This window comes from Mucilaginibacter gossypii (assembly GCF_900100945.1).
GTDB classification, from domain to species: Bacteria; Bacteroidota; Bacteroidia; order Sphingobacteriales; family Sphingobacteriaceae; genus Mucilaginibacter; species Mucilaginibacter gossypii.
Genome location: NZ_FNCG01000025.1, coordinates 60,466 through 66,532 on the forward strand (window position 1 = coordinate 60,466; position 6,067 = coordinate 66,532).

3 protein-coding genes and 1 rRNA gene are annotated in these 6,067 nt (G+C 45.2%); 2 read left to right on the plus strand and 2 right to left on the minus strand.

Annotation, left to right across the window (positions count from 1 at the left end):
• Positions 1-30 precede the first annotated feature (30 nt).
• The gene (gene glmS, locus BLS28_RS28380) at positions 31-1,866 is read left to right on the plus strand and encodes a glutamine--fructose-6-phosphate transaminase (isomerizing) (RefSeq protein WP_091175736.1); all 1,836 of its coding nucleotides are present in this window, start codon (positions 31-33) and stop codon (positions 1,864-1,866) included.
• A gap of 90 nt (positions 1,867-1,956) precedes the next feature.
• Positions 1,957-2,727 (plus strand): TerC family protein, encoded by a 771-nt coding sequence (locus tag BLS28_RS28385; protein ID WP_091175738.1) that lies wholly within the window; start codon positions 1,957-1,959, stop codon positions 2,725-2,727.
• Between the two features lie 121 nt (positions 2,728-2,848).
• Here BLS28_RS28385 and BLS28_RS28390 read toward each other — a convergent pair whose 3' ends face one another.
• Both BLS28_RS28390 and rrf read right to left on the minus strand, forming a co-directional pair.
• Positions 2,849-5,266, minus strand: a complete 2,418-nt coding sequence (locus BLS28_RS28390) for a glycoside hydrolase family 31 protein (RefSeq protein WP_091175742.1) — start codon at positions 5,264-5,266, stop codon at positions 2,849-2,851.
• Between the two features lie 533 nt (positions 5,267-5,799).
• Positions 5,800-5,911, minus strand: a 5S ribosomal RNA gene (gene rrf, locus BLS28_RS28395).
• Positions 5,912-6,067: the final 156 nt, after the last annotated feature.

The following is a 6,067-nucleotide window of genomic DNA, read 5'->3' on the forward strand; positions in this document are numbered from 1 at the left end:
CGGCGTTTAACATTTATACTTGATTATTTTATGTGCGGAATTGTTGGTTATATAGGATTCAGGGATGCTTACCCTATCGTTATAAAAGGGCTTCACAGGCTCGAATACCGGGGCTATGACAGTGCCGGTGTTGCCCTGCTTGATCATGACCTTAAAGTTTATAAAAAGGCCGGCAAGGTTGAGGACCTTGAAAATTTTGTGAAGGGAATTGAAATGAAGGGGACAATAGGGATGGGCCATACCCGCTGGGCCACCCACGGCGAACCGAGCGACCGTAACTCGCACCCCCATTCGTCGGGCGACAGGAGGCTTACCATTATCCACAATGGTATTATTGAAAACTATGGCGTGATCAAGGAAACACTTACAGCTAAAGGCCACGTTTTTAAAAGCGATACAGATACCGAGGTTTTAATACACCTGATTGAGGATATCCAAAAGGCAACCGGCCTTGATTTGAAGGACGCCGTACGCGTTGCATTAAATAAGGTAATAGGCGCATATGCCATCGTTATCATGAGTGCCGATGAGCCCGATCTGCTTATTGCAGCCCGTAAAGGCAGCCCCATGGTAATTGGCGTAGGCAAAGGCGAATATTTCATAGCTTCGGACGCTACACCTATTGTAGAGTATACTAAAAATGTAATTTACCTGAATGATAACGAAATTGCCTATGTACACCGCGAAAGCCTGCTGGTAAAAAACATCGACAACTCGGTACAAACACCCTATATCCAGGAACTGGACTTAAAACTGGAAATGCTGGAGAAAGGCGGCTACGACCATTTCATGATGAAAGAGATCTATGAGCAGCCCCGTTCCATCCGTGATTGTCTGCGTGGCCGTATTTACCCCCAGCAGGGCAAAGTTCAGTTGGGCGGCATTAAGGAATACACCGAGAAACTTAAAAATGTTGACAGGATCATTATCGTAGCCTGTGGCACCTCCTGGCATGCCGGGTTGGTGGGCGAATACCTGATTGAGGAATACGCACGTGTGCCGGTAGAAGTTGAATATGCCTCCGAGTTCAGGTACCGCAACCCAATCATTACTGAAAAAGACCTGGTGATAGCTATTTCCCAATCGGGAGAGACAGCAGATACCATGGCCGCCATTGAACTGGCTAAGGAAAAAGGCGCTACCATTTTCGGCATTTGTAATGTGGTCGGTGCATCTATTCCGCGTTTAACGCATGCGGGCGTTTATACCCATGCCGGGCCCGAAATTGGTGTAGCATCTACCAAAGCCTTCACCGCCCAGGTAAGCGTGCTAACACTAATAGCTTTTTATATAGCCCAGCAGCGGGGTAAAATTACCCAAAGCAAAATGGTTGAATATTTAACCGGCTTAAACGAGATCCCTAACCTGGTACAGGAGGCCTTGAAATTAAACGAACATATCCGGCAAATTGCAGCCCGGTTTAAAGATTCGACCAATTGCCTGTTCCTGGGCAGGGGCAGCTCATTCCCTGTAGCCCTGGAAGGCGCTTTAAAGCTCAAGGAGATCTCCTACATCCATGCCGAAGGTTATCCCGCCGCCGAGATGAAACATGGCCCTATCGCCTTAATTGACGACGAGATGCCAGTGGTGTTCATTGCCACCAAACATTCATCATACGAAAAGGTGATCAGCAACATACAGGAAGTAAAAGCCCGCAAAGGCCACGTAATTGCTATTGTATCCGAAGGAGATACCGAAGTGAAAGGCATGGCCGATTATGTGATAGAGATCCCGCAAACCAATGAGGCGTTTGTGCCGCTGGTGGCAACCATTCCGCTGCAGTTGCTGGCTTATCACATAGCCGTGATGCGCGGCTGTAACGTTGATCAGCCCCGTAACCTGGCAAAATCAGTTACAGTTGAATAAAAACCAGTTATAAACCTAATTTTTTGCAAACCCCTACCAGTAACGGCAGGGGTTTTGTTATTTTTGGGAAGAAACAAATACCTGCAACCTATGAGTTTTGAAATTTTCGAACACGCCGAATCATGGATCTCCTTAATCACACTAACCTTACTGGAGATTGTTTTAGGCATCGATAACATTGTATTTATCTCAATCCTGTCCGATAAACTTCCCGCCAGTCAGCAAAGCAAAGGCCGGAGGGTTGGTCTTGGTATGGCCATGATCACCCGTGTGCTGCTGTTGTTATCCATCAGTTGGGTAATGACTTTAACAGCGCCCTTGTTTAACCTAAGCTCCATTTTCAGTATTACGGATGCCGAATGGGTTGAGAAACTGGCTATTTCCGGCCGCGATCTTATCCTCATCATCGGCGGTTTATTCTTGATTTACAAAAGCACCGCCGAAATCCATCATAAAATTGAAGGCGAAGAAGAGGCAGAAGGCAATGTAAAGAAACATTCGTTTTGGGGTACCATAATTCAGATCATGCTGTTGGATATCGTTTTCTCGCTCGACTCGGTGATCACCGCGGTAGGAATGGCCAGCCATGTGGAAATCATGATCTTAGCCGTTGTTATAGCCGTAGGTATTATGATGTGGGCATCAAACGGGGTAGCATCGTTTGTAAACAAGCACCCAACCGTAAAAATGCTGGCGCTATCATTCCTGCTGCTGATTGGCGTTTCGCTTTTGGCCGAAGCTTTTGAACAGCATATCCCAAAAGGTTATATCTATTTTGCCATGGCGTTCTCTGTTTTGGTAGAGATGCTGAATTTAAAAATGAAAGCGAATAAGGGAAAGAAAGGACAAAACAATAAGTAATTTCATTGCGAGCGTAGCGCGGCAATCGCATGCTATATAAAGCGGTTATGCTTCCGTGCGATTGCCGCGCTACGCTTATAATGACATAATGGGAGAAAATCCTAATGACTCAAATGACGCACTATAGCGCCACTACCACCGCTTTACCTGCATATTTAACAACCTTATCAGCCTTGGCAGTTAAAGCTACATCCGAGCCATGGGCGCCTTTAACCATCACAATGTTAAACGTACGGCTTTTCAGCTGGCCCGGAAAATGGCCTTTAGTATCAGATATGCTAAGTTTACGTGTTTTATCGTTCCAGCTTAATGTAAACGTAGCTGATTGTCCTTTTTCGTAATTGTAGTTATCGTTTTCATCCTCGTAAAACTTAAATGAAGCATCAGCGCCGGGATAGATGCGAAGCTCAATATTGCTGTTTGGTTTTTCGGTTGCGTATTCAACATCCGGGCCCATTGGTATAATTGAGCCCGCTTTTACATATAACGGCAAAATCTCGATAGGTGCCGCAGCGCTGATGGTTTGGCCACCGTCAAGCAGTTCGCCTGTCCAGAAGTTATACCATTTGCTGGCGGCAGGCAGGTAAACCTGGCGCGCCTTGGCTTTTTTATCTGCATCACTTGAAGTATATAGTTGTTCGGTTACCGGGTTAACCATAAAGGCCGGCCCGAACATATACTGGTCAGGAATACCGTAAACCTTGCTGTCGCCGCGGTAATCAAAAGCCAGCGAACGCATAATGGTATAGTTATCGTTAGTTACACGGCCTGCCAGTGAATAAATGTAGGGCATCAAACGATAACGGAGCTTGTCAAAATTAAGCAGGATCGACCTTGTATTTTCGTCCCAGTTTTTGCTGAAGATGGCTCGCTCACCTTTACCGTGGATTCGAAAAATAGGGCAAAACGTACCAAACTGAAACCAGCGGGTAAATAACTCCCGTTTATCCGGCTGCGACCAATCGGCAGGTTTCCAGTGGTAATGATAGCCGCCGATGTCTGACGTCCAGTAAGGGATGCCGGAGGTACAGGCGTTGATGCCCTGTGGCACCTGGTCTTTAAAATCATGAAAAGTACATTCAATATCGCTCGACCATAACGTAGAGGCGTTGCGCTGCTCACCGGCGAACGACTGCCTTACCAAAAAGAAAGCGCGCTTACCCGGGATATCCCTGCGCCAGCCTTCGTATACGCCTTTAGTATGCTGTAATGAATAAGTGTTAAAATAGTCGATGCCTTTACCAATGGCAAAATTACTTTGACGGCGGGCGTCAAGTAAAGCGCCATTATCCGGCTCACACTGGTCAATCCACCAGGCATCCCAGCCGTAACGTTTAATGAGGCTGTCGCGGGCCTGGTCCCAGTAAAGCTCACGGGCTTTAGGGTTGTGGGCATCATAATAAGTATCAAAAGTGTGGGTAACCACGTTATCCCAGGTGATATCGGTTAAACCTCCCATTTTGTTCAGCGCATCATAATTAGGGGTGCCTTTACCAAACACCGGCCAGATAGAGATCATAGCATGGATATTGGCTGCGTGTAAAGCATCAACCAATTTTTGCGGATGCGGGTAACGTTCCGGTTTCATTACATGTGAGCCTATCGGCAATGGGTCCCAGTAGTACCAATCCTGTACAATCACGTCAACCGGGATATGGTTATTGCGGTAATTATCCTTTACGGTAAGGATTTCGTCCTCGCTCAGGTACCTGTCTTGCGATTGAAACAAGCCATAAGCCCATTTACCAAACATCGGCGCTTTACCGGTAGCTGTGCGATAAAGATCGATGATATGGTCAAAGCCCGGCCCGTAAAAAAAGAAATAATCAACCTGCTTACCGCTTTCCGATACATATTTAAATTTAGTGTTATCCGCTTCGGCACCATAAAAATTACTGGCCGAATAGTTATCCCACATCAAGCCATAGCCCTTTGTTGACAACAGTACTGGGATAGCGCCGGTAAGATATTTGATAGCCAGGTCCTGGTTACGGCCTTTATAATTGATCGACATGGAATCTAAAGGATGGCAACCTAAACCGAACAGGGCCTCATCTTTAGGCGACGCAAATTGGGTAGTAACGTTATAAGTGCTGATCCCTGCGATGGTTGCTGGAGTAATGGATTTATTGTCGCTGTCTTCGGCAGTAATCACGTTACCCTTCAAATCAGTATAGGTGATGGCATTCGTAGCCTTATTGATCTTTACTTTCAGCTTTGCCGTAGTAATAACCACCTCGGTTTTCCCATCAGTAACCTGGTACGGTGAGTGCTGAACCCATTTATTATTCACAACCAATGACGGCTTGATCTCAAAAGCATCAAAGATGGTATATTTTACTTCGATGATATCGTCCCTGCGGATAAGCACTTTCATCAAACCTTTGTCGAGCGTGAAAGTAACCCCATCAGCTGCCTTTTTGAAAGATTTAATAACTGCTATAGCCGGCATGGCAGACATGCCAGCTAAAAGAAAAACAAACCACGCAATCGATTGCCTAACTTTTGCGCCTTTATGAAATACCTTTTTAAACATCATGACTATCACTGATTTGGTTTATACTGAGTGTGAGATTAACACTTAATTTGACACCGTGAATATAGCGTACTTTTTTTAATTGGAGTAATTTTTTTAATGTTGAATTATCAGCTAGCCACTATAAGCCCCGGATATTGGGTATATCTTAAAAGTGATACAATTTGCCACGCATTTTTAAGCCAAATGGTGACACTGTATGGTCAGTGTTCAAATGTTTAAAACAGGGTATTCTACTAATGGAATGAAGTTTTATAAATTACTGATTACCAATACCATTCTGCTCATGCCGGTTGTAAGGAGATTTTGGCAGGATTATAACCAGTTAGTTATCAGATACAATTATCCTGCAGGGTTTAACAAGTGTTCACACCTATAAAAATGGGCCGTGGGTTGTAACCGGGTCGATGCCTGCAATCGGCTATTGGGTGAATAGTAGCGTGGCGGGACAGAGGGCTTATCAAAGGCCAATAACGCAAAAAGCCTTAGTAATTAGCTAAGGCTTTTGCGATTATTGCACTATTGAAAGTGATAAAGGGTGGCACCGACCTACTCTCCCACGTTTTACCGCAGTACCATCGGCTCTGGCGGGCTTGACTTCTCTGTTCGGAATGGGAAGAGGTAGACACCGCCGATATAGGCACCTGAATTTCTATTGTTGAGGTGAAAGCTGAAAGGTAAAAGGTCAAAGGTTTTCTTACCTTTTGCCTCTATCCTTTGGCCTTTCGCCTGAACAATGACATATTATTGAAAGAAGTGATTGAATGTAAGAGAAAACAACAGCATTGTTGTTTGTTTTTGGTT

Bases quoted from the DNA above. Each gene is read 5' to 3' on its own strand.
- glmS (WP_091175736.1), top strand. From the start codon at position 31: ATGTGCGGAATTGTTGGTTATATAGGATTCAGGGATGCTTACCCTATC.
- BLS28_RS28385 (WP_091175738.1), top strand. From the start codon at position 1,957: ATGAGTTTTGAAATTTTCGAACACGCCGAATCATGGATCTCCTTAATC.
- BLS28_RS28390 (WP_091175742.1), bottom strand. From the start codon at position 5,266: ATGATGTTTAAAAAGGTATTTCATAAAGGCGCAAAAGTTAGGCAATCG.